Source organism: Elizabethkingia occulta (assembly GCF_002023715.1).
Taxonomy (GTDB): domain Bacteria; phylum Bacteroidota; class Bacteroidia; order Flavobacteriales; family Weeksellaceae; genus Elizabethkingia; species Elizabethkingia occulta.
The window spans coordinates 361,749-384,516 of record NZ_MAHX01000021.1 but is presented as its reverse complement, the minus strand read 5'-3'; the positions used below and the strand labels follow the sequence as shown (position 1 = coordinate 384,516).

At 36.9% G+C, this 22,768-nt stretch carries 18 protein-coding genes; 5 read left to right on the top strand and 13 right to left on the bottom strand.

From position 1 onward, the window contains the following. Positions 1-14: 14 nt before the first annotated feature. The 11 genes from BAZ10_RS18730 to BAZ10_RS18680 form a co-directional block, all read right to left on the bottom strand. Positions 15-1,028, bottom strand: a complete 1,014-nt coding sequence (locus BAZ10_RS18730) for a SusE domain-containing protein (protein WP_078773345.1) — start codon at positions 1,026-1,028, stop codon at positions 15-17. Between the two features lie 16 nt (positions 1,029-1,044). Next, positions 1,045-2,646: a RagB/SusD family nutrient uptake outer membrane protein gene (locus BAZ10_RS18725; RefSeq protein WP_078773344.1), complete on the bottom strand. Its 1,602-nt coding sequence runs from the start codon at positions 2,644-2,646 to the stop codon at positions 1,045-1,047. A 10-nt stretch (positions 2,647-2,656) separates the two neighbouring features. Then, the gene (locus tag BAZ10_RS18720) at positions 2,657-5,401 is read right to left on the bottom strand and encodes a SusC/RagA family TonB-linked outer membrane protein (RefSeq protein WP_165689704.1); all 2,745 of its coding nucleotides are present in this window, start codon (positions 5,399-5,401) and stop codon (positions 2,657-2,659) included. 318 nt (positions 5,402-5,719) lie between these two features. Further along, a complete protein-coding gene (purF, locus tag BAZ10_RS18715; protein WP_078773370.1) occupies positions 5,720-7,216 on the bottom strand; it encodes an amidophosphoribosyltransferase in 1,497 nt (498 codons plus the stop codon). A 40-nt stretch (positions 7,217-7,256) separates the two neighbouring features. Further along, positions 7,257-7,979: a phosphoribosylaminoimidazolesuccinocarboxamide synthase gene (gene purC / locus BAZ10_RS18710; protein ID WP_078773342.1), complete on the bottom strand. Its 723-nt coding sequence runs from the start codon at positions 7,977-7,979 to the stop codon at positions 7,257-7,259. 70 nt (positions 7,980-8,049) lie between these two features. Then, on the bottom strand, positions 8,050-9,024 hold the full coding sequence (locus BAZ10_RS18705; protein ID WP_245803874.1) for a phosphatase PAP2 family protein: 975 nt from the start codon (positions 9,022-9,024) through the stop codon (positions 8,050-8,052). An 85-nt stretch (positions 9,025-9,109) separates the two neighbouring features. Continuing rightward, positions 9,110-12,802 carry a phosphoribosylformylglycinamidine synthase gene (locus BAZ10_RS18700; RefSeq protein WP_078773340.1) on the bottom strand — a complete coding sequence of 1,231 codons (3,693 nt, stop codon included), beginning with the start codon at positions 12,800-12,802 and terminating at the stop codon, positions 9,110-9,112. 116 nt (positions 12,803-12,918) lie between these two features. Continuing rightward, entirely contained in the window at positions 12,919-14,346 is a 1,428-nt protein-coding gene (gene purB / locus BAZ10_RS18695; RefSeq protein WP_021346860.1) for an adenylosuccinate lyase, read from the bottom strand. Between the two features lie 67 nt (positions 14,347-14,413). Beyond that, on the bottom strand, positions 14,414-15,619 hold the full coding sequence (locus tag BAZ10_RS18690) for a PQQ-dependent sugar dehydrogenase (RefSeq protein ID WP_078773339.1): 1,206 nt from the start codon (positions 15,617-15,619) through the stop codon (positions 14,414-14,416). Positions 15,620-15,703: 84 nt separating this feature from the next. Next, complete coding sequence (locus BAZ10_RS18685; protein ID WP_078773338.1) at positions 15,704-16,108, bottom strand: hypothetical protein; 405 nt, start codon at positions 16,106-16,108, stop codon at positions 15,704-15,706. A gap of 93 nt (positions 16,109-16,201) precedes the next feature. After that, the gene (locus BAZ10_RS18680) at positions 16,202-16,786 is read right to left on the bottom strand and encodes a thioredoxin family protein (protein ID WP_078773337.1); all 585 of its coding nucleotides are present in this window, start codon (positions 16,784-16,786) and stop codon (positions 16,202-16,204) included. Positions 16,787-16,876: 90 nt separating this feature from the next. On the opposite strand from BAZ10_RS18680, the gene BAZ10_RS18675 reads away from it, so the two are divergent. From BAZ10_RS18675 to BAZ10_RS18655, 5 genes are all read left to right on the top strand, one after another. Beyond that, complete coding sequence (locus BAZ10_RS18675; RefSeq protein ID WP_078773369.1) at positions 16,877-17,761, top strand: lysophospholipid acyltransferase family protein; 885 nt, start codon at positions 16,877-16,879, stop codon at positions 17,759-17,761. Continuing rightward, entirely contained in the window at positions 17,758-18,726 is a 969-nt protein-coding gene (locus BAZ10_RS18670; RefSeq protein ID WP_078773336.1) for a glycosyltransferase family 2 protein, read from the top strand. Before BAZ10_RS18675 ends, BAZ10_RS18670 begins: the two co-directional genes overlap by 4 nt. A 100-nt stretch (positions 18,727-18,826) precedes the next feature. Further along, positions 18,827-19,381: a 3'-5' exonuclease gene (locus tag BAZ10_RS18665; protein ID WP_078773335.1), complete on the top strand. Its 555-nt coding sequence runs from the start codon at positions 18,827-18,829 to the stop codon at positions 19,379-19,381. Between the two features lie 124 nt (positions 19,382-19,505). Further along, positions 19,506-19,967: an Lrp/AsnC family transcriptional regulator gene (locus BAZ10_RS18660; protein ID WP_016198798.1), complete on the top strand. Its 462-nt coding sequence runs from the start codon at positions 19,506-19,508 to the stop codon at positions 19,965-19,967. A 12-nt stretch (positions 19,968-19,979) separates the two neighbouring features. Continuing rightward, the gene (locus tag BAZ10_RS18655; RefSeq protein ID WP_078773334.1) at positions 19,980-20,981 is read left to right on the top strand and encodes an EamA family transporter; all 1,002 of its coding nucleotides are present in this window, start codon (positions 19,980-19,982) and stop codon (positions 20,979-20,981) included. Between the two features lie 59 nt (positions 20,982-21,040). Here BAZ10_RS18655 and apaG read toward each other — a convergent pair whose 3' ends face one another. Together apaG and odhB are read right to left on the bottom strand one after the other, a co-directional pair. Beyond that, the gene (gene apaG, locus BAZ10_RS18650) at positions 21,041-21,427 is read right to left on the bottom strand and encodes a Co2+/Mg2+ efflux protein ApaG (RefSeq protein WP_078773333.1); all 387 of its coding nucleotides are present in this window, start codon (positions 21,425-21,427) and stop codon (positions 21,041-21,043) included. Positions 21,428-21,513: 86 nt separating this feature from the next. After that, positions 21,514-22,752: a 2-oxoglutarate dehydrogenase complex dihydrolipoyllysine-residue succinyltransferase gene (gene odhB, locus BAZ10_RS18645; RefSeq protein ID WP_078773332.1), complete on the bottom strand. Its 1,239-nt coding sequence runs from the start codon at positions 22,750-22,752 to the stop codon at positions 21,514-21,516. Positions 22,753-22,768: the final 16 nt, after the last annotated feature.

The following is a 22,768-nucleotide window of genomic DNA, read 5'->3' as shown; positions in this document are numbered from 1 at the left end:
CTTATCCTAATAAGTTATTGCTTTACCAAAGTATACTTCATATTGTTAGTATCAAGGGTAACATTATAAATTCCTGCAGCTGATATCTGAATATTATCACCTCCTGCTACTGCATTTCCTCCAGAGCCTCCATAATTAATATCCCAGGCATCATTTGCTCTAAACTTCATTTCTCCGGAAGTTAAGGCTAATGTAGCTTCCCATATTCCGGTAGCATTATTTAATGTCATTTTGGTATCTGGTGTTGCCCACCCATTAGGGGTTGCTGAACCAACTATTCCAAACCTAAATGGTGTCATTGCAATGATAGATTTATTCAAATCTACAACCAACTTATAAGAACCCACACCAGGAGCTTTAATATTTCCGGCACTTGTACTCAGTGTAGATCCGTTATCTGATCCATAAGCACCATCCCAGCTGCGGTTTGGTGTTATCTTAAATTCCAATCCATCGGTAGGAAAATTAATATATCCTGTGTAGATTCCATCACTATTCTCGGATACTAATGCTGTAGCTGTTGCAGGATTCCATCCCTGATAAGCACCAGGTGCATATACATATGAAATAAGTGCATATGGTGTTACAGTTAATGGTATTACTGAAGAGTAAACTGGTGCTACAGCAGAACTTTCTGTAGTAGATTTCAGTCTTACTTCAACCTGAGACTGACTTCCAATGGAAGCTCCTGCACCCAGTAATATTCCATTAAAATCCTGAACTTTGAAACTAACAGAAGTTGTTCCTGCACCTAAAATTACTTCTTTAGGCTTTGCAAAATTAGTTCCCTTTACAGCAAACTGTAATACATTATTAATTACAATATTGTTTCCAAAAGAAGGTGCCTGCCATGAGAACTTTACAGCATCTTTAGCAGCGTCATCTTTTAATAAGACAAAAGTAGTTGCTGAAGCTGTTAAAGCTGACGGAGAAGGATTCCCTAACACAGCTCTGTCTTCATCCTTTTCACAGGATATCAATAAAAAACCAACAATAGCTGCAAATACTATTTTAAATATATTTTTCATAATACAAATTCAAAAATTAGTAACCCGTATTTTGTTTAAGGTTTGGATTGGCAATTAAATCGCTGGAAGGAATCGGATAAAGGGTTCTGAAGTCTTCGACACCTCTCCCATCCTTAACACCACCTTTCCATGGCCACAAATAGTTACTTCCTGTAAACTTACCAAAACGGATAAGGTCTGTCCTTCTCGTTGCTTCCCAGGATAACTCTCGTGCTCTTTCATCAAGAATAAAATCTAAGCTCAGAGAAGTCACATTACCGGAATTATCACCATAAGCTCTTGTTCTCAGCTGGTTCACATAAGTAAGTGCCTGAGCATTGCTGCCACCTCCTCCTCTTAGTACTGCTTCAGCATACATCAGATAGGCATCTGCTAAACGGAACATTGGGAAGTCGGTATCCACAAAATCTCCGGAGGCATCAGATCCTTGCTTACCTGCTGATGTAATATTTTTGAACTTTACTAAAGGATATCCGTCTGTAAATGTGGTTACATTATCAATTTCAAGATTTTGGCCATTGGTATAAAATACTCCTCTTTTATCACGGGAGCCATTTGCATCCGGGAATAACTGAACCAAACTTTTGGTTGTTCTAAGTCCTCCCCAACCACTATTAATTCCAAAATCAGAAGGTTTCATACTACCACCCACTGCTGCATGGATCAAATAAGTAGTACCACCATAAGTTTTGGTATTAAGTCCATCGTAGTTAATAGAGAAAATAACCTCGTTATTGGCAACATTATTATCGGCAAGGAAAAGGTCAGCATATTTAGGCTTAAGACTGTAACCTCCATTAATTACTTTTTCTGCATATGTTCTGGCCTCAGTATATTTTTTAGTCCCGGTATACACTTCAGCATTCAGGTATAATTTAGCCATTACCATCCATACAGCCGCTTTATCAGCACGTCCATATTCATTAGTACGTGGGTCTTTTAGTAGTCCTTCAAGATCTTTCAGCTCACTTTCTACATAAGCAAAAAGCTCTTCACGCGTAATTCTTTTCGGAGGTTTTACACCTACTTCATCTTTCTCGGTAACAAATGGAACATTACCAAACATATCAATAGCATGATAGTAGCTTAATGCTCTAAGAAAACGTGCTTCGTTTCTGTATAATCTTGCTTCTTCAGCCTGTGCTCCTGTTATATTTCTGGATGCAAGTTTCTCATCTGTTGTTTCGCGTATAAACTCATTACATAGTGCTACCTGATAGAAAATACGATAGTATAATGCTGTAATGAAACTATTTGTAGATCCCCAGTTCATGTTATGAAGATCCGGAAGAAAGGCATCATTCCATGCTACTACAGCTTCATCTGTCGGAAGCTCCTGCAGCTGGAAATATTGTCTAAGGTAACTTGAAGTTCCGGTATCTATACCTCCGATATCGGCACCTCCGGTATCATCTCCACTTTTTTGACCTGTAAGAGCGAGTCCGGCATAACATTTTGCCAACACTCCTTTATAATTGGAAAAATCTGCATAAACCGATGCTGAGCTAATATCTGTTATAGGTAGTCTGTCAAGATCCTTTTCACAAGAAGTTACACCGAGTAACATTACTACTCCGGTAACTAATAATTTACGATTTATAGAATTAAAAAATTTCATTGCTGTGCTTTTAGAATTGGAAGTTAAAACCTAAAGAATAAATTCTTGGTCGTTGGTATGCATTGTTATCAATTCCTGATTTTGTTGTTCCGTTTAGTTCTGTCGTCAACAATTCAGGATCCAGTCCGCTGTATTTTGTAATTAAAAATACATTCTGAGCCGATAAAGAAACTCTTAACTTATACTTGTCATTGATAAAATGTGGGAAGTTATATCCAATATTAAGATTATCCATTCTAAGGAATGAACCATTCTCTACATAATAGTCGGAAAGATATTGTGCTCTTTTAAAACCTGTATCCAAATAGCTGGTTGAGATATTGGATAAATAGTCATTATTAGAAATATTCTGCAATGATCCGGCCTTAGAAGCCATATTGTTGTACACATAGTTTCCGATACTTGCCCTTAAAGAGAAGCCCAAATCCCAGTTTTTATAAGTAAATCTCGAAGAGAAACCTAATAAAATATCAGGAATTGGTGATTTGTACTGGTATAAATCCTGTTCGTTAATCACACCATCACCGTTACGGTCTACATAAACCCCCTCAAGCGGTTTTCCGTCTTGTCCGTATACCTGCTGGTATACATAGAATGAGAATGGCGTGTAGCCTACCTGATGTACCTGAACTGTTGTTCCGGTTCCTCCTTCTATACCACCTATTAATACTTTCTGATCAGGATTATTCTGAGCGGAAAGGTTAGTTACTTTTGAAGTATAGTGTGTAGCATTAACACTAAATTCCCAACTGAAATTTTCTTTCTGAATTGCTTTAACATTAACATTGGCTTCTATACCCTTATTCTTCATGTCTCCTACATTAATCAGCAAGAGGTTGGTAAGATTCGCACCTGCAGGTACTGGCACAATGCTTAATAAGTCTTTAGATTTTTTCTCGTATACTTCTACAGATCCGGTAATTCTTTCATTCAGGAATCCGAAATCTAAACCTATATTTTTGGTAATTGTGGTTTCCCATTTCAGGTTTTTATCATACCCCTGTGCCCGAAGTGTATTATAGAATTGGTCACCTATCTGGTATTTTGTTCCGTTATCACTAACCACATATCTAGCAAGGAATGGATAATCATTATTAATAACCCCTTGTTGTCCTGTTTCTCCCCAACCAGCTCTCAGCTTTAAAGAGGATACTACATTTTGGTTTTTCATAAAGTTTTCTTTATCTATTCTCCATGCAAGACCTATCGCAGGAAAAACACCACTTCTGTTCTCCTTACTGAAACGTGATGAACGGTCATTACGCACTGTAGCAGTTAAGAAATATTTCTCAGCGAAATTATAGTTGAAACGTCCGAAGTAAGAAAGAATAGTAGACTCGGTTTCAAAAGCATTAACGATATCAGGTTGCAATGCAGGATCTCCTTTAATGGTCATAGCTAAAGGTTCGCTTCTGTAAAAATCCTGATAAGAATAACCTGCTGTAACATCGAATGTAGAGTTCAGTGATTCTACTTTTTTGTTATAATTTAAATAAGCATCAAACAGCTTATTTTTTCTGCTCTGGGTATATCTTTTATAAGTTCCGCTATTATAAAATGCAGATGCTGAAGTTGGCAGTACTCTTGTATTTCCTTTAGAGTCTGTATAATCTATACCAGCGTTTACATTTACGCGTAACTCAGGAAGAAAATGGAATTTATAATCTAATTGAATATTTCCCAGACTTCTGGTTACATATGATACATCTATTTTCTGATTCAGCATAGAAAGCGGATTCTTTGTACCATTGGTATTAGGTAACCCTGTTGAAGCATTCAGCCATTCCCAGTAACCGCCTAAAGCTGTATTTGCAGGATTATAAACAGATTGTGTAGGATCAAAAGCCGCAGCAGCTCCTATAGCTCCTACATCTGCAAATCTATTTTCGGTATAAATACCTTTGTAATTAATATCTACAGATAAATGCTTATCAAAAAATTTAGGACTTAGATTAATCCCCACATTGGAACGTTCAAAATTACTTGTTTTGATAATACCGTCCTGCTTAAGGTATCCTAATGACAAACGGTAAGGCAGCCCCTTAATTCCTCCGGAAATAGCCACACTGTTATCAAATCCTAAAGCAGTCTGATAAATTTGCTTTTGCCAGTCTGTATTACTATTACCTAAAAGCGCTTTATATTCGTCAGTTGCATACTGGTTTACTACAGAACGGAACTGATCGCCATTCAACACTCCAATAGTTCCCATTTTGGTGTATATAGAAGTGTTACTGTTGTAGCTCACTTTCAGTTTACCGGAAGTTCCTTTTTTAGTAGTAATAATTATTACACCATTGGAAGCTCTGGAGCCGTAAATAGCTGTAGCAGATGCATCTTTCAGAATACTGAAACTTTCAATATCGTTAGGATCAATCAATGCTAATCCGTTAGAAGCTCCGTTGATGGTACTATTATCTACAGGAACTCCGTCTATAACCAATAACGGATCATTACTTGCATTAAGAGAAGCTCCCCCACGGATTCTGATCGTAGATCCTGATCCTGGTGCTCCGCCCGCGGTTACAATTTGTACTCCGGCTGCTTTACCCTGAATTAACTGCTCAGGTGAACCTATTGCTCCCTGATTGAAATCCTTTGCTGTAAGTGCCGTTACAGATCCTGTAAGGTCTGATTTCTTCTGTTTACCATAACCAATCAGTACGACCTGCTCTATCTCCTTTGTCTTTGTTGAATCTTTCTGTTGTGCATTCAACATTGCACCTGCTAATAAGAATGCCGGTGCAACCTTCATAAATACAAGATTACTTTTCACAAATTATATTTTTATATTTCAACTTTACTTTCGCTTCAATTAAGCCTTTTAAAGTATTATTATTTTTTAATATAAATTTAACACTTACTTAACACATGGATACATAAGTACATAATGTTTTGATTTTCAGTAATATATTTTACGAAAATTATGTAGTTTTTCGTATTATTTCACTAAAATTCAGTTATTTCATTAACTTTTATACTCCCGAAAACGTTTGCGAAAAACAGATTTCATAATTTTCTATAAAAAAAGCACCCCAAAAGAGGTGCTCTAAATTATCTTAATTAAGATTTTTTATTGATCTACATAATCCTGAAGACCATCTGTATTTTCTACAGGATATTTCTCTGTAAAACATCCGAAACAATGGTCTGAACTACCCAGAATGTCTTTCAGGTTATCCATGCTAAGGAACTCCAGAGAGTCAACTCCCAAATAGTCTCTTAATTGATCTCTGGACATATTAGCTGAAATAAGGTCATCTTTCACAGGTGTATCAATACCAAGGAAGCACGGCGCTACAATTGGTGGAGAAACACTTCTGAAGTGGATCTCTTTCACTCCGGCATCTTTAAGGATTTTTACCAGACGTTTAGAGGTTGTTCCTCTTACAATAGAGTCATCTATAATCACAACTCTCTTTCCTTTAATCTCAGAAATAATAGGATTAAGCTTCAGGTTTACAATCCTTTCACGCATTTCCTGTGTCGGGATAATAAAGGATCTTCCGATGTAACGGTTTTTAATAAGAACCGGTCTGAACGGAATACCTGATGCTTTAGAAAATCCGATTGCTGCAGGAACCCCGGAATCCGGAACTCCAATTACAAGATCGGCTTCCACAGGAGCCTGCTCCCAAATTTTCTCACCAGATTTTTCACGAATTTCATGAACATTAATATTTTCAAGAGTCGTATCAGGACGTGCAAAGTAAATATATTCGAATGCACAGATTTTGTTGACACAGTCATCTTTCACCATGTAAGACTGCAATCCGTCATTTTCCGTAGTGAAAACTACTTCACCTGGCAGGATATCTCTTACATACTGAGCTCCCATAGCGTCCAATGCGCAGGTTTCTGATGCAGCAACATAAGTCTGCTCATCTATAGCGCCCAATACCAAAGGTCTGATTCCGTTGAAGTCTCTGAAAGCAAAGAATTTATTACGGGTCATCCCTACTACGGAATAAGCACCTTCTATACGCTCCATAGTTGCTTTTATAGCACCACGAAGTCCCAGATCCAGATTCTTCTGAATAAGACGAAGAATAACTTCAGAATCGGAAGTTGCTTTGAAAACAACACCTTCTTCCTCCAGTTCTTTTTTCAGAATTCTGGCATTGGTAAGGTTTCCGTTATGTGCAATAGACAGAATAATCTGATCGTATTCATTCTTTGCAAAGAATGGCTGATAATTATACTTTTTCTTATCTCCGGCAGTTGTATAACGGGTATGACCGATAACGGAATTTCCCATATAAGTTTCCGGATTTTCAATACTCTTAAAAACGTCCAGCACCAGGCCTTCGTCTTTATAAGAATGTATTTTACCATCCTTTAGCACTGAAATACCGCAAGCCTCCTGACCTCTGTGCTGCAGTGCAAATAAGCCAAACTGAGAAAGAGAGAAAGTATCAATATCATGGTAAGAATACATTCCCATAATACCACATTCTTCTGTAGGCTCATCTAGCATGGAATCTCCGGTTTTTTTCCAGATATTTCTCTGATAAGCTCTCTCTTTAAACTGGCTTAAATAATTTTGTTTTTGAATTGCTAAATCTTTCATTTTTAACAGATCATCACTGATCAATCTGAGATATATTTAATTATTTATTCAAAGCTGTTTTCAGACGGTTGTAAATTTCTTCGTAAGCTTCTGTAACTTCACCAAGATCTCTTCTGAAACGGTCTTTATCAAGCTTTTTCATAGTGTCTTTATCCCATAATCTACAAGTATCCGGGCTAATCTCATCTGCTAAAACAATTTTACCATCCATTGTTTTCCCTAATTCAATTTTAAAGTCAACAAGGATAATATTCATTTTATCAAACAATTCTCCAAGAAGTTCGTTAATCTGTCCTGTAAGGGCATACATTTCTTTCAACTCATCATAAGTAGCAGCACCTAAACAAACAGCATGGTGATCATTGATTAGCGGATCGCCTAATTCATCTTTTTTATAGCAGATATCAAAGATTGTTACCGGAGATTTCATTCCTTCTTCTAATCCTAAACGCTGTGCCATACTACCAGCAACATAATTTCTTACGATTACTTCTAATGGAATAATATCTACTTTCTTAACCAGCTGCTCACGGTCGTTAAGTTTGCTTATGAAATGGGTTGGAATATCTTTATCATTTAAATATTCGAAAATAAGAGTCGAAATCTCGTTATTTAACTCTCCTTTCTTATCCACCTGACCTTTTTTCTGGTTATTAAAAGCAGTTGCATCGTCTTTGTAACGTACTACAACTTCTGCAGGGTTTTCAGTTGCAAAAACCTGCTTTGCTTTTCCTTCATAAAGCATTTCTTTCTTCTGACTCATAGTTTTTTTCTTTTTTAAGGAATCCGAATAATGCGGTTCCCATTTTTAACTTCTTATTAAACTTTATTTTTTAAAAACTCATTTTAACACCAATAGTGTTAATTCCATATGCATTCCCCCCGATAACATCAAGAGAATACTGAGGTTTCCCGTCTTCGCCACTTTTTACTTTCTTAAAGTGTCTGCGGGCAATGGACCTTCCGGAAAAGTATCCGATTAAAAGTGCCAGCGGGTAATCTGAAGCCCAATGTACCTCACTCTGCATCATCTGAAAACAAAGACCTCCTATTAGAGTATACCCTACTGGTTTTAACCATTTAACATCCGGATAGTTGGTTGTAATTACTGTAAAACCTGCCATAATCGTAGCTAAATGTCCTGAAGGCATTGCATCATAATGAGGAGTATTCTTTCCATAAGCACTAAAACTAGGGAAAGGATTCCACGCACCTCCGGAATTTCCGTTTTCTCTTGCGATAAACGGGCTTTCTCTACCTGTAGATCTCTTAAGTACCTGAACATAAATTCCGCTTAATGCCAAACTTTCCAATAATCCACTGGCTGTGGCATAAGCACGATAATCATTCTTCATTAATCCATAGGTAAGGAAACCTGCTCCCAGTAATAATACCGTTGTCCCGTTACCAATCATATAAAGCCCTGCTCCTACACTTTTCGGAATAGGCCCAAACTTAGCATACTTATTCTCCGGACTCATTCCCAGATTATCTGCCAGTTTTCGGCTGCCATCTACAATCTGCTGATCGAAAGGAATCAATAATGCTGTGGCGGCTACTGCACCTCCCAGATACCATGCATTCCCATTCTCAATAAAACTACGATTAGTGGTCATAAAATCCTTTGGAAGATTTGTAATTGGTTCATGCCATTTTGGTCTTGGATATTCTCTAACCTCTCCATTTTTAAGGATTACCTGCTGTACTTTAACTGCCGGCTCCTCTTTCTTTATACTATCCTGCTCTTGTCCATAACACTGAACTCCCAAAGACATCAATGTACAAACCCCAAATAATTTTATTCTCATATAATTCTACGGCAACAAAAACTTTTTATAGTTTTAAAAAGCTCCCTGAAATAAAGTTACCACTATTTCAGGGGACTTTTAATATTTAATTTTTAAAATAATCAACTCCGTTTTTAAATATGTTATGGTAATTAGCATCCGGAATGTTCTTCATAAGGCCATTTGCAAAACGTTCTGTATGTCCCATTCTGCCATATATTTTTCCGGACTTACTTGTAATACCTTCAATACCGAAAAGTGATGCATTTGGGTTATGCGGCATTCCATACGCGATATTCCCATCCAGGTCTACGTATTGTGTTGCTATCTGACCATTTTTATAAAGATTTTCTAATTCTGCTTCAGATGCATAAAATCTTCCTTCACCATGTGAAATCGGAACAGTAAAAGTCTGATCTTTCATACCTTTTAACCAAGGACTATCATCATTGAGTACTTTTACATTAACCATCTGGGAAATATGTCTTCCGATAGCATTGAAAGTTAACGTTGGTGATGTTTCGTCCAAATCTCTGATCTCACCATATGGCAGAAGTCCCGATTTTACTAAAGCCTGGAAACCGTTACAGATTCCCAATACAAGACCATCTCTTTCCAGTAATCTGTGTACTGCAGATTTTATCTTTTCATTTTTCAGAACGTTTACAATAAACTTCGCAGAACCGTCCGGCTCATCACCAGCACTGAAGCCTCCGGCAAAAGTTAAGATCTGAGCAGAGTCAATTTCGTTAACCCATGCATCAAGACTTTCATTCAGTTTATCATTATTTAGATTAATCAGTGGAATACTGTTTACATCTGCTCCTTCTTTTCTGAAAGCATTTAGTGTTTCATATTCACAGTTTGTTCCCGGGAATAGTGGAATAAACACTTTTGGTTTTGCAATCTTATGAGAAATAATTTCGATTGAAGATTTGTTGGTTCCATTCAGACTTTCATCGAAAGTAACAACTTCAGCCTTTCTTTCCTCAGTAGGGAAAAGCTTTTTGAAAGTCCCTGTCCATGCCTCAAGTAAATTATCAATAGAATATTCTAAGTTATTTATTTTTAAGATATTTGAAGAATTAACCGCTCCAATTTCTTTAATCAATATATTTTCTATATTTCCTGTAGACTCTATAACAAGACTTGCCAGATTTTTCTCTAAAAGAACTTTATCATCTGCAGAAATTTCAGCTCCTAAGTGGTTACCAAAACTCATTTTTGCTAAAGCAACTGCAAGACCTCCATCTTTAATTGTCTTAACAGAAACAATATTTCCTTTCTTAATTTCCGCATAAATGAAGTCGTAAATATTCTTTAATTCTTCATAGTTTGGCAAACCATTTTCTAATGATTTATGCTCGTAGAAATAAAGTTTATTTCCTGCTTTCTTAAATTCAGGAGAAATAATGTCTTTTTTATTTCCGTTTGCACAAGCGAAAGAAATAAGGGTTGGCGGAACATTCAGATCCAGATAGGTTCCGGACATACTGTCTTTACCTCCAATAGCTGCCAAGCCTAAATTGATCTGGGCATTGTAAGCTCCTAAAAGTGAAGCAAATGGTTTTCCCCATTTATCTGCTTTATCTCCTAGTTTTTCGAAGTATTCCTGAAAGCTTAATCTGATATTTTTATAATCACCTCCCATTGCTACAATCTTCCCTACAGACTCTACAACAGCATAAGCTGCTCCGATCAGGGAATTCTGTACTGAGGTTTCTGCATCAAAGCCCCATGAAGCTAAAGATACAGTTTCTACATCTCTTGCTTCCTCAATTGGTAATGTCTGTACACTTCCTTCCATTGGAGTTAACTGATGCTTACCTCCCAATGGCATTGCTACAGTAGTACCACCTACCGAAGAGTCAAACATCTCCAGTAAGCCTTTTTGTGAAGCTACATTTTTATCTTTTAAAGCTACTAAGAAGTTTTCTTCATTAAACGCTTGTGTTTTATTTTCAACTTTTCTCAGGTGGTTAACCACAATGTTCTGAGACTTTGCACAACCATTGGTATCTAAAAACTCTCTACTAAGGTCTACAATTTTATCTCCTTTCCAGAAAATCTGCATTCTGCCACTATCTGTTACAGTAGCAACATGTACAGCTTTTATATTCTCTGCTTCACAAAGTCCAATAAATTTATCTTTATCTTCTGGTGAGATAACAACAGCCATTCTCTCCTGAGATTCAGAAATTGCTAATTCTGTTCCATTTAGACCGTCATATTTCAATGGTAAAACATCCAGATTTACTTCTAATGAATCTGCAATCTCTCCAATTGCTACAGAAACACCTCCTGCTCCAAAGTCATTTGACTTTTTAATCAGTTTTGTAACTTCTGGTTTTCTGAACAATCTTTGAATTTTACGCTCTTCTACGGCATTACCTTTCTGTACTTCAGTACTTAGGGTATGGATACTGGTTTCGTCCTGTTCTTTAGAAGAACCTGTTGCACCACCGACTCCATCACGTCCCGTTGCTCCGCCTAAAATAATAACGAAATCTCCGTTCTGAGGTTTCTCACGGCGTACCCAATCTGTAGGAACTGCTCCAACCACAAAACCAACTTCCATTCTCTTGGCTTTATAGCCTTCATCATATATCTCGTTAACCATAGTGGTTGCTAAACCAATCTGGTTACCATAAGAAGAATATCCATTTGCTGCCTGCTTAGAAATAGTTTTTTGAGGAAGTTTCCCCGGAAGGGTTTTCTCTACAGGTTCCAAAACATCGGCTGCACCTGAAAGACGCATTGCCTGGTAAACAAATGAGCGTCCGGATAAAGGATCGCGTATAGCACCACCTAAACAAGTAGATGCTCCACCAAATGGTTCTATCTCTGTAGGGTGATTATGTGTTTCGTTTTTGAATAATAAATACCATGGCTCTTTTTTACCATCAAATTCTGCTTCAATTTCTATGGTACAGGCATTGATCTCATCAGAGATAACCAGGTTTTCAAGCTTTCCTGTCTTCTTGAAGTATTTAGCACAAACTGTTCCCAGATCCATTAAAGAGATCGGCTTATGTTCACGGTTTAGTTCCCTTCTTTTCGCTAAATAATCATTAAAGATATTCTCTAATGTCTCTTTAAATTCATCTTCGAATTTAATATCTGTAAGCGCTGTTTCAAAAGTTGTATGGCGACAGTGATCACTCCAGTAAGTATCCAGAACTTTAAGCTCCGTTTCTGTTGGATCTCTTTGTTCAGTTTTAAAGTAATTCTGAATAAATTCAAGATCATCTAAACCAAAAGCAAATCCATGTTCTTTATAGAAAATGGCTAACTGCTCAGCATCAAAGCTGATAAACCCATTGTAAACAGGAACTGCTTTAGGCTCTGCCTGTGCAGGAATTTCCAGTTTAGAGAGATCTTTCTCTCTGGATTCAACTTTATTAATTAAAAGGTCTTTAATCTTAGGCAGATCTGCCTCAGTAACACCTTCCATTTCAATAATCTTACCACTTCTTACAGTTGCATTTTCTGCATCCGTAAGGATAGAGATACACTGCTCCGCTGAATCTGCTCTCTGATCATACTGGCCAGGTAAAAATTCGGTAGCCAGAAAAATATTCTGTACCGGGTTTTCTAAATGTAGAATATCGGTTACCGGATCTACAAACGTACTATTGGCAACTTTATTCAGGTCTTTTTCTTCCAGTCCGAAGATGTCATAAACATTGTAGACTTTTACAGATGTTATCTGTGGAAGTATCTCTTTTATTTCGTCAAAGATTTTAGGACTTTCAACATCAAAGATTCCTTTTTTCTCAACAAAAATTCTGTAATTCATAGTTGTTCATTTTTCACGGGTCTTACTCCGTGTTATAATTAAATTGCTCTTTTGGGAGCTTGTCACTTTTTAATATTATATAAACAAAAAATTGCAGCACAGTGCCGCAATTTTATTTAAACTTTAAGTTCAGCTTCTAAACCGATAAGGTCGGAGTATTTATCCAGGATAGGCTGTGCTTCGTTCTGGATGAATTCAGAAGTCTGGATCGGAGCAAATCCGATGAAATTCTTCGGATCTAACACTTCCGCCAGTTTTGACTTATCAAGCCTTAATCTGTCGTCGTTCATTATCCTTTCTATCAGGTCATTTTCCTTACCTTCCATCTTAACTTTCCTGGAGGCTTCCATGGAATGCTGACGGATAATCTCGTGGATCTCCTGTCTGTCACCGCCGGCTTTTACTTCTTCCATAATAATGTATTCAGTAGCCATGAACGGAAGCTCTTCCATAATATGCTTGTTGATACGGTTTTCATATACAACCATACCATTCAGGATATTATTCCAGATAAGTAGAATCGCATCAACTGCTAAAAATGCCTGTGGAATTGTTAATCTTTTGTTTGCTGAGTCATCCAGTGTTCTTTCGAACCACTGAGTTGCCGCAACCATTGCAGAACTACTGCTTAGTGACATTACATATTTAGCCAATGCACCAATTCTCTCGGAACGCATCGGATTTCTTTTGTAAGCCATAGCGGAAGAACCGATCTGATCTTTTTCAAACGGCTCCTCTACCTCTTTAAGGTTCTGCAATAATCTAAGGTCGTTTGTAAATTTATGTGCTGACTGAGCAATGTTAGATAATAAAGAAACTACTTTAGCATCTATTTTCCTGTCATATGTTTGTCCGGAAACTCCGAAAACTTTGTCAAACCCAAAACGCTTGGATAGTTCTTTATCCAGTGTTTTTACTTTTTCATAATCTCCGTTGAAAAGTTCCAGGAAGCTTGCCGCTGTACCTGTTGTTCCTTTTACACCACGGAAACGAAGTGTTTCTAAAAAGAATTCTAATTCTTCAAAATCAAGAATTAAACTCTGAAGCCAAAGTGTAGCTCTCTTCCCTACTGTTGTTAACTGTGCAGGCTGGAAATGTGTAAATCCTAAAGTTGGTACATCTTTGTATTTGATAGCAAAGTCCGAAAGTCCTTTTACTACATTTACCAATTTCTGACGAAGGATAATTAAACCATCACGCATCTGAATAAGATCGGTATTATCTCCTACAAATGCCGAAGTTGCTCCTAAATGAATAATACCTTTTGCAGAAGGCGCCACATCTCCATATGCATGAACGTGAGCCATTACATCATGACGGAATTTCTTTTCGTATTCTGCTGCTTTGGTGTAATCGATATTGGTTTCATTTGCTTTTAGCTCTGCGATCTGCTCATCGGTAATTTCCAGACCAAGATTTTTTTCAATTTCTGCAAGGGCTATCCAAAGCTTTCTCCAGTTCTGAAATTTGTTATCATGGGAAAAATTAAAGAGCATTTCCGCACTAGAATAACGTTCTTCCAGCGGGTTCTTGTAGGTATTCATTCTTTACTTTTAAATTAGAGCAACAAAAATACGAATATCTTTCGCAATCTAAAAGAGCTACAGACGTTTATTTTTTGGAAATCCGGAAAACCTTACCAGAGTCGGTTACAGCATAAATTTCGCCATTTAATCCTTGTGCTAAATCTCTGAAACGCTCATTTTTATCTCCCAAAAGTCGCTCCTCGCCAACTACTTTATTATTTTTTATGTCTAATCTTACAATATGTTGTCCGCTAAGACACCCAATTAAAAGATTATTTTTCCACTCAGGAATAACATTTCCTGAATAGAAAATCATTCCGCTTGGAGAAACTACAGGATCCCAGTAATACACTGGCTGTTCCATACCTGTTTTCTGAGTAATCCCTTCTCCTATCGTTTTGCCATCATACTCTATTCCATAAGTAATAATTGGCCAACCATAGTTTTTAGCGGGTTTTATCAAATTAATTTCATCTCCTCCGCGTGGACCAAACTCACTCTCCCACAGATCTCCGGTCTCCGGATGCAAGGCCAATCCCTGTACATTTCTGTGCCCGTATGAATATATTTCAGGACGCACATTTTGCTGGCCAATGTATGGATTTCCGGGAGCAGGCTTCCCGTCTTTGGTGATTTTAAGTACTTTTCCTAAAGCTGAATTCAGTTGCTGGGCCTGCGGACGCGTTACCAAATCCGAACGCTCACCTGTGCTTACAAATAAATTTTCGTCTTTATCAAATATGATTCTGCCGCCATAATGTAATATCCCGTCATAAGCCGGTTCAGCCCGATAGATTACCTGTGCATTTTCAACAACTTTTTCATCATCAGCCAGTCTTCCTTTAGCTACAACCGTAGCATTTTTACCATCTTTCCTCTCAGAAAACACCCAGTACAGGATTCTGTTCTGGTCAAATTCTGGGTCAGCTACAATATCAAGCAAACCTCCCTGCCCATTGGAGTTAACCTCCGGAAGTCCGGTAATAGGTTGACTCAATTTATTATCACGGTCAATAATTCGTAATGTTCCAGTTTTTTCGGTAATTAGTAATCTGCCGTCTTTTAGCACAATTATACCCCAAGGTTTTGATAAGCCTTTTGCAATTTCTTCAACATTAAGAGGTGTAGAAGTTGTTATTCCCTGAATTCTTGTTTGCCCTTCAAAAGCGGGTTTATAATTAGTATTAGGTGATTCTGTTTCAACACTTTTACCAGGAGCTACCGTATCATGTAGTTTTTCCTGACACCCTGCTATAACAGATAATACTGATGCTAGAATTATTGCTCTCATAATAATATATAGATTTGGATACCATAAATATACAAAATAAAAAAACCGCCAAATGGCGGTTCTTAAAAATATGGTAGTTGTTAATTATTGTTTATAAGCTACAACATTTCCTTTTTTCAAACTGTATACTTTCTGATTCTCGGTCAATTCATAATCTCCTCTCTTCCATACGGCTTTCTTTCCAACTTTATTCAGAATAATTCCTGATGGACTTTCCGCAACAAAAACTTCCGCTTTCTTCATATCCTTACTGAAGATTACAGCTGCATTCGTCGTATAAGAAGCTTTTGGATTCTGCTCTTTTAACTGTATTTTCTGTTCGAATGTTCTTACACAGTCATTTTTGATGTAAGAAAAGGTATAACCTGCAGATGGTTTACAACCATGAGCATCTTTATCTCCTCCCAAAACAGGAGCTCCATCAGTTTTTTGACCAAACGCCAAACCTCCCATTAAAAGGGCGCTACAGAATAAAATTGTTTTTTTCATTTTTTAAAGTTTTAGTATTTCTTGTATAATAATTATCGTGCCAAAATTATATTCAATAAAATATTATTCTTAAACTTCTTCAAAATATCTAAATTACATTGCCTTAGGCTTCCAGTCTTCAAAAAATTTCTTCACCTTGTCCAGACTGTAACCCTTCCCTTCTTCCAAAACCGAACTATCCTGAGTATGAATTTGTTTTCCGTCTTTATCTAAAACAATAAATACCGGGTATCCGTATTTATCACCAGGATTACCATATTTAGCAAAGATCTTTTCATTTTTATTATCCGGAGAATAGTTCAGGTGATAGTAGATATAATTATCATCTACCAATTTTTTCAACTCAGGTGTCGTCTGTACATAATTGTTAAAACGCAGACACCATATACACCAGTTACCACCGGCTTGTATCATTATATTTTTATTCTCTTTCTTGGCCTGTGCTGTCAGTTCTGCAATTCTAGCTTCTGCATTTTCTTCCGGATGATATGGTTTTGGCAAAGCATTTTTTTCAGCTATTGCTGCTTTTTTAGCTTCTTCCTTTATCTTCGCACTATCCGAAACGGCTGTTTGTGTATTTTTTACTTCAGTAATCTTCGTCTCTTTGCTCTTTTGTCCACAAGCTACAATTGAAACAAGTACTAAAGAAACACCTAATGTTCTTATCATTTTATTCATATTCCTAATTTGTTATTATACAAAATTATACTTTTCCGAAGATTCCTAAAAGGAAAAATCGTTCCATAACGGAGGTAATGCTTAAATTTGCTGTTTAATTTTATTTTTTTGAACAAACTCTTATTTCAAATTATCTTATTATTTTCCAGATTACCGCTGTGGTTTTTGTATGGACTTTCGGATATATTGTATTACGCTAACCTTTATATTTTCGGTTACAGAAAAAATGTCGTTACTGAAAATCTGAAAAACTCTTTTCCTGAAAAAAGCGATGAAGAGATTGCAAAGATCCGGAGACAGTTTTTCCGTAATTTCTTCGATTATATATTCGAAATGTTGAAAGCTTTTACCATTAGTGAGACAGAATTGAGGGTAAGAATGCAGCATCTTAATCTGGATGTATTTCAGGAAGCTTACGACGAAAAGAAAGACATTATCTTTCTTGCCGGGCATGTATTCAACTGGGAATGGATCAATGCATTGGCTAAGGTTATTCCTCAGAAATCATGTCACCCAGTATATAGAAAGGTACAGAATTCATTTTGGGAAGAAAAGATAAAATTTGTAAGAAACCGTTTTGGAAACAAAGCACTGGAAACCAAAGAAGTTATACGTAGTATTTTACAGGATAAGGATAACGGCAATTCAGCTTATATGTTTGTTGCTGACCAAACTCCACACGTTAAGGAAATTCATTATGGTCTTGAATTTCTTAACCAGAAAACGCCTGCCTTCATTGGATACGATAAATTATCCACGAAAAAAGATCTTGCTTTTATCTACTGTGACATGAAAAAGGTGAAAAGAGGATTCTATCAGGTTAACTACTACAGAATATATCCGGACGATGAAAAATTTGTACAATATGAGGTTGTAAACAAGTTTCATAAACTACTGGAAAATACAATAAGAAAAAGACCTGATAACTGGCTTTGGTCACATAGAAGATGGAAATACAAAGACGCGCTGAAATGAAAATTGCTATAGTTATACTGAACTGGAATGGAAAATCTTGGTTAGAAAAATTCTTACCCAATGTTGTTGCAAACTCTCAATCTGCAGAAGTGTATGTAATAGATAATGCTTCAACTGATGATTCCATTACTTATATTTCAACTCATTTTCCGTCTGTGAAAATTGTTATAAACCAACAGAACCATGGATTTGCAGGAGGTTATAACGAAGGTTTAAAACAAATAAATGCTGATATATACTGCTTATTGAATTCTGATGTAGAAGTAACCTCAGGGTGGTTAGAGCCTATCTCTGCTCTTTTCGAAAAAAATCCGGACATAGCAGCTATTCAACCTAAAGTACTGGATTACAACAGAAAGAACTTTTTTGAATTCGCCGGTGCTGGCGGCGGACTGATCGACAACCTGGGCTATCCTTATTGTCGTGGCCGTATCTTCGAGAATGTTGAGGAAGACAAAGGCCAGTATAATGATGAAACTGAAATTTTCTGGGCTTCCGGATGTTGTCTGTTTATTCGTTCCGAAGACTTCTGGACACAAAATGGTTTCGACACTCGTTTCTTCGCTCATCAGGAAGAAATAGATCTTTGCTGGAGACTAAAAAATTCCGGAAGAAAGATTTATTATACCGGGAAATCTACCATATATCATGTAGGTGGCGGGACATTACAAAAACAAAATCCCCGTAAAACTTATCTGAATATAAGAAATAACCTGAGCATGATGCTAAAAAATCTGCCTTCGGACAAACTATACCTTATATTTATAAGATTATGTCTGGATGGTGTTGCAGGAATTTATTTTATGTTCAAGCATGGTTTTTCTCATACATGGGCTGTTATAAGAGCACACTTTGGTTTTTATGCCCAACTGCCTGGAACTTTAAAACTAAGACAACAAAATCAAATAAAAGACTATTATCATTCTAAATGGTTAATTTTTAAACATTTCCTAAAAGGAGAATAGCTATATATGATGGTTGATGGTTGATGGTTGATGGTTGGCAACTGGTAACTGACAATCAATACCCTATTTATTTCTAACTTCGTATTTCATATTTTAAAAGATGGACTTTATAGCACTGGACTTTGAAACGGCTACTCATGAACGAAATTCAGCCTGTGAGCTGGGTATATGTATTGTAGAAAACAGTAAAATTCAGTCTACTAAAACATGGCTTATCAAGCCGCCAAGCTTTCCGTATTTTAATCAACACAACATTGCCGTCCATGGTATACACCCCGGAGATGTTGCGGATGCCCCCACCTTTGAAGAAATATGGCATGAAGTAGAAGAACTGCTATACCATAATCTGATTATTGCACACAATGCCTCTTTTGATGCCGGTGTACTTCGCAGCTGTCTCGATTATTATGGAATATTCAAACCCAAAGCCAACTACCTGTGCAGTATACAACTCTCTAAAAAAGCATGGCCAGGCTTGAAGAGCTATGGATTAAAAAACCTGGGAAACCAACATCAACTTGAATTCAATCACCACCGTGCCGGCGATGACGCCGCTGTTTGTGCACAATTATCCCTTCTTGCATTCGAAAGATTATTCCTTACAGAGAACAAAGAACTGAAACAACTCTTTGCAAAAAATATAAAAGTTCTGTAAAATAAAAATTTCACCGACTAAAATTCTGATCATTTTAAAAATTCAGAATTAACAACATTTAATATTAGACTTACTTGAATTATATTCTGACTATTCGTATATTTGCACGCCGAAAAAATAGTTCATGGAATATAAACTGGATGAAATAGATTTAAAGATTGTTAGACTCATGCAGGAAAATGCAAGAATCAACAATGCTGAGTTAGCACGTATACTAGGTATGGCACCTTCTGCTGTACTGGAAAGAGTAAAAAAATTAGAACAAAAAGAGGTTCTGATTTCTTACCACGCCAAAGTAAACCCAAGTGCAGTTAATCAGAATCTTTTATCATTTGTCTTCATCAAAGCCAATGAGATTATAGGTGATGAGGAGACAGGTAAATTACTGGCTCAGATTCCTGAGGTACTGGAAGTACATGATATTGCCGGAGACGATGGCTATATTATAAAAGTAAGAACTTCTGATACTATAGCCTTGATGAATCTGATGAAAAGATCTTTATCATCTATTCCCGGAATTATTTCCACACGAACTATCATTGTATTACAAACGGTTAAAGAAGACAATCAACTTATTATAACATAAAGAGGGAAAATTATGAAGCAGTCAAAAGCAACGGTTATTGCAGCCTATATTATTGTATACTTTGTATGGGGCTCTACATTCTTTTTTATACATAAAGCATTAAGTGATTTCAGTCCATTTGTACTGGGATCTCTCAGATTCCTTACAGCCAGCCTTTTACTACTTACCTATTGTAAGATCAAAGGCTATAAATTGTTCAATTTTCAGGTTGTAAAGCAGGCAGCTGTTGTAGGTTTCCTGTTATTATTCCTGGACATGGGAGCTCTGATATGGGCAGAACAGCATGTATCCAGCGGAATTGCAGCGATTATGGCAGCAGCAGCAGCTCTATGGTTTATTATTCTGGATAAGAAGCAATGGAAGAATAACTTCTCCAACAAAAATATTGTACTTGGACTAATCGCTGGTTTTATTGGAGTTGTTATGTTGTTTGCTGAACAGATTAATATTGCCGGAGATGCTTCTCAGCGACTTTTGAATCTTGTTTGTATGGTTCTTTTAATTCTGGGTGCTATTGCATGGACAGCAGGTTCATTGTATTCTAAATATGCTAACAGCAAAAACATAGAAAAGGAAAATGGTGAAGATCTTCATGTAATGGTAAAAACTTCATGGCAGATGATTACAGCAGGTGTAATGTTTACAATGGTTGCAATCTTCAACGGAGAATACACGTCTTTCCACCCTCAGGAAATATCCACATCAGGCTGGATTTCTATTGGGTACCTGATTTTCTTCGGATCCATTATGGCATTTGGAGCTTATATATGGCTTATACAATCACGTCCTACAACGGAGGTTAGTACTTATGCCTATGTAAATCCGGTTGTAGCTGTAGCGCTAAGCTATTTCTTTACAGATGATATTATTACAAGTTTACAAATAGGAGGTTTGGTTGTTATTCTGGTAAGTGTCCTGTTAATGAACTGGGATCTTTATAAGAATGCTAAATTCTTCAGAGTAGCACAGATTAAGTGGTACTATATATGGCGCAGAAGACAAATTGCAGCATAACCCAAATAACAAATGATGAGAAAAAGAAAACGGAGGCTAAAATTAGCCTCCGTTTTTATTTAGTTATATACGACTTCTGTAATGAGAGAAAACTTAGGTATTTCTACTTCAAAAGTGTCTTTCGAATCGAGATTCATCAACAAATAGTTCCCCTGCATCGCACCAACTCCGGAACGAAGAGACACATTGGAAAAGTAGTTAAATTCTTCTCCCGGATAGATTTCCGGTGTCATACCGATTACACCATCTCCGGAAACTTCTCTAACCCCAAACCCAACATCATAAATCTGCCACTTCCTTTTCAGGAGTTTTATTGGGACGTTTCCGTTGTTCTTAATAGTGATATGGTACGTGAAAATATAACGTTCCTGTATTGGTGAACTGTTTTTAACATCATAAAATGGTTCAACAATAATCTGAATACTGTGGGTAATTGCTGAGTACATCACTTTTGGTTTTTCTTATAGTTAATATAACAAAAATCCCGCCTAAATTGATTAAGCGGGAATATTTTTAATAATTATTTAATATTTTAAAGCTCTAAAGCTCTTCTTTCGTCTCCACCCATTAGGAATTCTACAGGGTTGTCGATCGCTTCTTTTACCGCTACTAAGAAGCCTACAGACTCTTTACCATCAATAATTCTGTGGTCATAAGACATTGCCACATACATCATTGGTCTGATTTCTACTTGCTTGTTAACTGCTACAGGGCGCTCTATGATATTATGCATACCTAAAATTGCACTTTGTGGGGGGTTAATAATTGGCGTAGAAAGCATAGAACCAAAAGTACCACCATTAGTAATAGTAAATGTACCTCCTGTCATTTCATCAACAGTGATTTTACCATCTCTTACTTTTACAGCTAAATCTTTAATTCCAGCTTCAACGTTTCTGAAAGACATGTTTTCAGCGTTACGAAGAACTGGCACCATTAGACCTTTTGGTCCTGATACCGCAATAGAAATATCACAGAAATCGTAGTTAATCTTCTGATCACCATCGATAGATGCGTTAACATCCGGATACATCTGAAGTGCTCTTACAACAGCTTTAGTGAAGAAAGACATAAATCCTAAACCGATTCCGTGTTTAGCCGCAAATTCTTCTTTGTATTGCTTACGGATTCTGAAGATTTCAGACATATCTACTTCATTGAAAGTAGTAAGCATTGCAGTTTCATTCTTTACAGATACTAATCTTGCAGCAATCTTTCTACGAAGCATACTCAATTTAGTAATCTTCACAGCTCTGGAACCGCTTTCGTTAGAACCTCCCAATGCAGGAGCTCCTTTAGCCTGAACAGCATCTTCTTTTGTAATTCTTCCTCCAACTCCTGTACCGTTTACCTGAGCAGGCTCAATACCTTTCTCATCAAGGATTTTTTTTGCAGCAGGTGAAGGTGTATTTGTAGCATAAGTAGCAGGTGCAGCTTTTGGAGCTTCAGCAACTACTTCTTTCTTTGGTTCTTCTTTTGGAGCCTCAACTTTAGCTTCTTCTTTAGCAGGTGCAGCACCTTCTGGTTTTGCAGCAGCAGTATCAATTAATACAACTACCTGTCCTACTTGTACAGTATCTCCTTCTTCAGCTTTTAATGTGATGATACCACTTGCTTCTGCCGGTAATTCAAGAGTCGCTTTATCTGAATCAACTTCGGCAATAGCCTGATCTTTTTCTACGTAGTCACCATCCTTTACCAACCACGTTGCGATTTCTACTTCGGTTATAGATTCCCCTGGCGAAGGGACTTTCATTTCTAATATTGACATAGGAATAATTTTTTTT

Bases quoted from the DNA above. Each gene is read 5' to 3' on its own strand.
- BAZ10_RS18730 (WP_078773345.1), bottom strand. From the start codon at position 1,028: ATGAAAAATATATTTAAAATAGTATTTGCAGCTATTGTTGGTTTTTTA.
- BAZ10_RS18725 (WP_078773344.1), bottom strand. From the start codon at position 2,646: ATGAAATTTTTTAATTCTATAAATCGTAAATTATTAGTTACCGGAGTA.
- BAZ10_RS18720 (WP_165689704.1), bottom strand. From the start codon at position 5,401: ATGAAGGTTGCACCGGCATTCTTATTAGCAGGTGCAATGTTGAATGCA.
- purF (WP_078773370.1), bottom strand. From the start codon at position 7,216: ATGAAAGATTTAGCAATTCAAAAACAAAATTATTTAAGCCAGTTTAAA.
- purC (WP_078773342.1), bottom strand. From the start codon at position 7,979: ATGAGTCAGAAGAAAGAAATGCTTTATGAAGGAAAAGCAAAGCAGGTT.
- BAZ10_RS18705 (WP_245803874.1), bottom strand. From the start codon at position 9,024: ATGAGAATAAAATTATTTGGGGTTTGTACATTGATGTCTTTGGGAGTT.
- BAZ10_RS18700 (WP_078773340.1), bottom strand. From the start codon at position 12,802: ATGAATTACAGAATTTTTGTTGAGAAAAAAGGAATCTTTGATGTTGAA.
- purB (WP_021346860.1), bottom strand. From the start codon at position 14,346: ATGAATACCTACAAGAACCCGCTGGAAGAACGTTATTCTAGTGCGGAA.
- BAZ10_RS18690 (WP_078773339.1), bottom strand. From the start codon at position 15,619: ATGAGAGCAATAATTCTAGCATCAGTATTATCTGTTATAGCAGGGTGT.
- BAZ10_RS18685 (WP_078773338.1), bottom strand. From the start codon at position 16,108: ATGAAAAAAACAATTTTATTCTGTAGCGCCCTTTTAATGGGAGGTTTG.
- BAZ10_RS18680 (WP_078773337.1), bottom strand. From the start codon at position 16,786: ATGAATAAAATGATAAGAACATTAGGTGTTTCTTTAGTACTTGTTTCA.
- BAZ10_RS18670 (WP_078773336.1), top strand. From the start codon at position 17,758: ATGAAAATTGCTATAGTTATACTGAACTGGAATGGAAAATCTTGGTTA.
- BAZ10_RS18665 (WP_078773335.1), top strand. From the start codon at position 18,827: ATGGACTTTATAGCACTGGACTTTGAAACGGCTACTCATGAACGAAAT.
- BAZ10_RS18660 (WP_016198798.1), top strand. From the start codon at position 19,506: ATGGAATATAAACTGGATGAAATAGATTTAAAGATTGTTAGACTCATG.
- BAZ10_RS18655 (WP_078773334.1), top strand. From the start codon at position 19,980: ATGAAGCAGTCAAAAGCAACGGTTATTGCAGCCTATATTATTGTATAC.
- apaG (WP_078773333.1), bottom strand. From the start codon at position 21,427: ATGTACTCAGCAATTACCCACAGTATTCAGATTATTGTTGAACCATTT.
- odhB (WP_078773332.1), bottom strand. From the start codon at position 22,752: ATGTCAATATTAGAAATGAAAGTCCCTTCGCCAGGGGAATCTATAACC.